The organism is Vibrio sp. 03_296 (assembly GCF_002265885.1).
In genome coordinates, this window is the sequence record NZ_NPKW01001062.1 from 1 (window position 1) to 726 (window position 726).

Here is a 726-nt window from a genome sequence, read left to right on the forward strand (position 1 = left end):
GTCGCCGTGATGCTATCTGCCATCATGGTACTGATTGATATGACCGTGGCCAACGTCTCCCTTTCGCATATGATGGGCGCACTGGGCGCAACCGCAGACCAAATCACTTGGGTGCTGACAGGCTACAGTATGGCGGAGGCGATCTTCATTCCGATGACCAGTTTCTGGGTCTCTCGCTTTGGTGAACGCAAAGTGATGCTGGTGGCGGTGATTGGCTTTGTGATTGCGAGCGCCCTATGTGGCCAAGCCACCTCACTCGAAGAAATGGTGCTCTTTCGCATCATTCAAGGTGCGTTTGGTGCATCGGTCATCCCGCTCGCACAATCGATGCTGGTGCAGTTCTACCCTTCTGAGCAAAAGGCAAAGCGATGGCGATTTCTCCATCGGTATTTTGTTGGGGCCAATTCTCGGGCCAGTTGTGGGCGGAATTATTACCGATAACATCAACTGGCGTTGGATTTCTACGTCAACCTACCCTTTGGCTTGGTATGCGCGACGCTGATTTATCGCTATATTCATATCAGCAACAAACAAAGCCAAATTTCGATTGGTGGATCATCGGCTATATGGCACTGGGCGTTGGCGCGCTTCAATTTGTGCTGGATAAAGGCAATGACGAAGATTGGTTTAATTCACGCATGATTCAAACCGCGGCGTTACTTGCCGTTGTCGGCTTGATTATGTGGGCTATCGCAGTTGGAAACCAAARSCCGATTGCACCACTAG

The 726-nt window shown here is 50.8% G+C and carries 1 pseudogene; it reads left to right on the forward strand.

The features are described 5' to 3' along the window. A pseudogene (locus CIK04_RS29825) lies at positions 1-726 on the forward strand (DHA2 family efflux MFS transporter permease subunit); the annotation flags it as partial.